Source organism: Salinivirga sp. (assembly GCF_035268865.1).
Lineage (GTDB): Bacteria > Bacteroidota > Bacteroidia > Bacteroidales > Salinivirgaceae > Salinivirga.
The window spans coordinates 1-4,136 of record NZ_DATFKB010000159.1; the positions used below are offsets into that span (position 1 = coordinate 1).

At 38.5% G+C, this 4,136-nt stretch carries 4 protein-coding genes; all 4 read left to right on the plus strand.

Annotated elements, in window-relative coordinates:
* The coding region (locus VJ937_RS09255; RefSeq protein WP_324066615.1) for a glycine betaine/L-proline ABC transporter ATP-binding protein at positions 1 to 1,188 on the plus strand (1,188 nt) is incomplete at its 5' end.
* Positions 1,185 to 2,057 (plus strand): proline/glycine betaine ABC transporter permease, encoded by an 873-nt coding sequence (locus tag VJ937_RS09260; RefSeq protein WP_324066616.1) that lies wholly within the window; start codon positions 1,185 to 1,187, stop codon positions 2,055 to 2,057. The genes VJ937_RS09255 and VJ937_RS09260, both read left to right, overlap by 4 nt.
* Before the next feature lie 29 nt (positions 2,058 to 2,086).
* Positions 2,087 to 2,992: a glycine betaine ABC transporter substrate-binding protein gene (locus VJ937_RS09265; protein ID WP_324066617.1), complete on the plus strand. Its 906-nt coding sequence runs from the start codon at positions 2,087 to 2,089 to the stop codon at positions 2,990 to 2,992.
* Positions 2,993 to 3,111: 119 nt separating this feature from the next.
* Positions 3,112 to 4,023 (plus strand): hypothetical protein, encoded by a 912-nt coding sequence (locus tag VJ937_RS09270; protein ID WP_324066618.1) that lies wholly within the window; start codon positions 3,112 to 3,114, stop codon positions 4,021 to 4,023.
* Positions 4,024 to 4,136: the final 113 nt, after the last annotated feature.

Consider the following 4,136-nt stretch of genomic DNA (forward strand, 5'->3'; position numbering starts at 1 on the left):
AAAAAAGAAGCGCTCAAATTACTAAACGATGGTTATTCTAAAGCCGATATTCTGGATAAAACAGGATGTACAGTAGGTGTATACGATGCCAGCCTTGATATAAAAGACGGCGAAATTTTCGTTGTAATGGGCCTTTCCGGAAGTGGTAAATCAACACTTTTGCGCTGTTTCAATAGACTAATCGAACCAACTTCGGGTTCAATTGAAATGGATGATAAAGACATCATCAAAACCTCCGAATCTGAGCTTAGAGAGCTGAGGCGGAAAAAAATGACCATGGTATTTCAACACTTTGGACTTTTACCACACCGTACAGTAAGCTCAAATGTCGGTTTTGGTTTGGAAATACAGGGGATTGACGAAGAAACGCGCATTAAAACGGCTTACGAAACCATTGAAACCGTGGGCCTCAAAGGTTACGAAGAACAAATGACCGGCCAATTGAGTGGCGGTATGCAGCAGCGTGTGGGACTTGCAAGAGCACTTGCCACGCAGCCAGAAGTAATGCTGATGGACGAGGCTTTCAGTGCACTCGACCCGCTAATCAGGACAAATATGCAGGACGAGCTGCTGCAATTACAGGAAAAAGTACATAAAACAATACTTTTCATTACACACGACCTGGATGAAGCACTCAAACTTGGCGATCGCATAGCCATTATGAAAGATGGTAGAGTGGTACAAATAGGTACACCTGAGGAGATTTTAACAAACCCGGCTGATGATTACGTGAAAGCTTTTGTTGAAAATGTAGACAGAGGCGATATCGTAACAGCACGATCAATTATGTTTGAAAATCCGGCCAGCGTTCGTATTGATCATGACGGGCCCAAAGTAGCATTGCGAAAAATGCGCAAATACGGGGTAACATCATTACCAGTGGTAGATACTCAAAATGTATTCTTAGGCTTTGTAAAAGATACTGAGATGGCAGAAATGGAAGAAAAAGGACTTGACAAAATCAGCGAGCAGCTTCACTCGAAAAAAGAAGTTACTGCTGTGAGTCCAGAAACCCCAGTTTCAGAATTATTGCCTCTCTTTCTAGACAATATATACAACATGGCTGTGGTTGATGAAAATAAGAAACTTATCGGCGTAGTTGTACATTCCTCGGTTATCAGCGAGATGATCGGTATAGAACGTAAAGAAGTTGTTCAACTTAAAGAAGATGGAGGGGTTGACCTATGAAAATAGAACTTGGTAAGTACATTGAAAAAGGAGTCGATTGGCTATCAGTCAATGCAGGAGGATTCTTTGATGCCATAACAGCTGGCGTAGATGCTGTAGTTACAGCTATGCAATTTGTATTACTCAACTCTCCTTTCTGGCTCACAATTATCATTCTGGCCCTCTTATCATATTATCTGCCTGCCAGGGGTAAATTATTCACCAAAGCGGGTTGGAAAGCAGGTGGAGGGATGCTAATATTCACAGTACTTGGACTTTTACTTCTTTATTTTATGGGGTACTGGGAAGAAACTATGATGACCATTGCACTTATTCTTGCTTCTGCACTCATTGCATTAGTTATAGGAATTCCTTTGGGAATTTACGCCGCACGTAATGATAATGCTGACAAAATAATACGTCCCATTTTGGACTTTATGCAGACTATGCCGGCATTTGTATACCTTATTCCGGCCATTATTCTGTTTAGTGTGGGTAACGTACCAGGTGTTGTGGCAACAATTATTTTTGCCTTACCTCCGGCAGTTCGCCTAACAAATCTTGGTATCAGAAATGTACCAGAAGATGTTGTAGAGGCATCAAAAGCATTTGGAGCAACCAAAAGGCAATTACTATTTAAAGTGCAGCTGCCACTGGCAATGACAACAATATTAGCTGGTGTTAACCAGGTTATTATGTTGTCGCTATCTATGGTAGTTATCGCATCGATGGTAGGTGCAGGAGGACTTGGACAGGCCGTTTATAAAGGTATACTTAAAGCCGATATAGGCCTTGGATTCGAAGCCGGAGTTGGTATTGTAGTATTAGCAATTATACTTGACCGAATTACACAAAATCTTGGGTTCGGTCCTTCAAAACCTAAAGAATAATCTAATAATCAAACAAAAATTAACAAACTATGAAAAAATTACAATTTTCCATGAAATCGTTTTTGGCTATTTTAACCGGAGCAGCATTCCTTACATTTGCTGCTTGTCAATCAGGTGGCCAAAAAGGAGATGATGCTGATAAAAAAGACAGCAAAAAAGACCAGGAAATCTCTATCCTCTATCCTAACTGGGCAGAAGGAATTGCATTTACTCACCTTGCACAAGCTGCACTTCAGGATAAAGGCTATACTGTAAAAGTAACACCACTTGAGCCAGGTCCAATTTATGCTTCACTTGCAAAAAGTGATGCTGACATTATGATGGACGCATGGTTACCACATACCCATAGTGACTATTGGGAAAAATTCGGTGATAAACTTGAAAAAATTGGCGAATCATTTAGCGGTGGTACAACAGGTCTTGTAGTTCCTCAATACGTAGATGTTAATTCAATTGCAGAACTCAACGACAATGTTGATGTATTTGATGGTGAAATTATTGGTATCGGTAGCGGTGCTGGTATTCACAGAAATACTGAAAAAGCAATTGAAGAATATGGACTTGATTTTAAACAAATTACATCAAGCGGACCTGCAATGATGGCTTCTCTGAAAAGATCTTATGACAAAAAAGAGCCCGTGATTATTACAGGTTGGAAACCACACTTCATGTGGGCTGATTATGATCTTAAGTATCTTGAAGATCCAAAAGAAGTATTCCCAGCTGACGTGTGCGCAATTGTTACACGCCCTAATTTCGTAAAAGAGCGTCCGGTTGTAGGTAAATTTTTCAAAAACTTCAACATGGAAGAAATGAAACTTTACAACCTTATGAATGCCATTGAAAAAGCTGATGACCCACTTACAGCAGCTAAAGCATGGTACAACGATCACAAAACACTTGTAGAATCGTGGATGCCAGACGAAATGAAGTAATAAATTACTGAAATTCAACTATAAAAAAAACACCGGCATTTATTTGTCGGTGTTTTTTTTATGTCATTTAATCTTTATTGATTATTTTTAAACCATTAAGTACTTGTAAATATGTAATCATGAAAAAAATACTAATCCCATTATTAGCCATATTAGTTACTATAGCCTGTGACACTTCAGAAACTGTCAAAGAAAAAGCCTTTATGGGTAATGAATGGACAATTGGAGATGAAATACTTTTCAGGAATGATTCCAGTGTTTCTTACAAAAAATTCGACAATAAGAACAAAAAGATGGTTGGCGATACCACATTTCCTATCAAAATAACAGATTCAACCATCACTTATAAGCTAATAAAAGGGAAAGGTCATTACAACGAAAACAGACAATACGTGCTTACAGGCGATACCCTGATAGAAACAATTGTCGGATATGATTTTACCTTTATAAACGAAGAACCAAAACTGATTTTATATGCTGAGAACTACCCTAAAGTATGTAGCTCAAAAAAATCAGATATTAAAATAAAACCTACAAACCATTACAAGCAGGTAAAATTCACAATTGCCAAATACAGTATTGGCGACCGTATCGATCGCGACTTGCTCAAAACCCGTGGAATATACAATTACGACACCTATACTATTGAAGATTGTGAATTAAAAACCAATCACGACATAAAAATCAAAATCATAGGCTACAACCAGATTTATGCCATTGAACGTCATAATATACCACAATACCGCGTTGAAGAGATAAAAGAGGTAGTTACTTCGAAAATGAAACAGGAAGCTGCTTATGTTCCTATGCGCCAACTTAGTGAAAAATCTGATTATGCCTATGAGTTTTATCGCTGGAGCAAAAATGGTGTTCGAATTAAACTGGAAAGAAGTCGCTATATTGGCGATTACGCTTATATGAACCTGCTTGATTCAGATACATGGACCCTATATTACGATGATGATGTACAAAAGGCATTGCTTATAGAACAGCATAAAAAAAGCAAGCCTCACAGCACAATAATTAATTAATAATGCATGATTCATGGCCGTTCATATATTTTCCTGCTCATCACAATATTGATAATTATGACCAGCCATGCGCTGGCACAGGAAGAACCATGCAATCAGCCTACACAAAGAGC

Bases quoted from the DNA above. Each gene is read 5' to 3' on its own strand.
- VJ937_RS09265 (WP_324066617.1), top strand. From the start codon at position 2,087: ATGAAAAAATTACAATTTTCCATGAAATCGTTTTTGGCTATTTTAACC.
- VJ937_RS09260 (WP_324066616.1), top strand. From the start codon at position 1,185: ATGAAAATAGAACTTGGTAAGTACATTGAAAAAGGAGTCGATTGGCTA.
- VJ937_RS09270 (WP_324066618.1), top strand. From the start codon at position 3,112: ATGAAAAAAATACTAATCCCATTATTAGCCATATTAGTTACTATAGCC.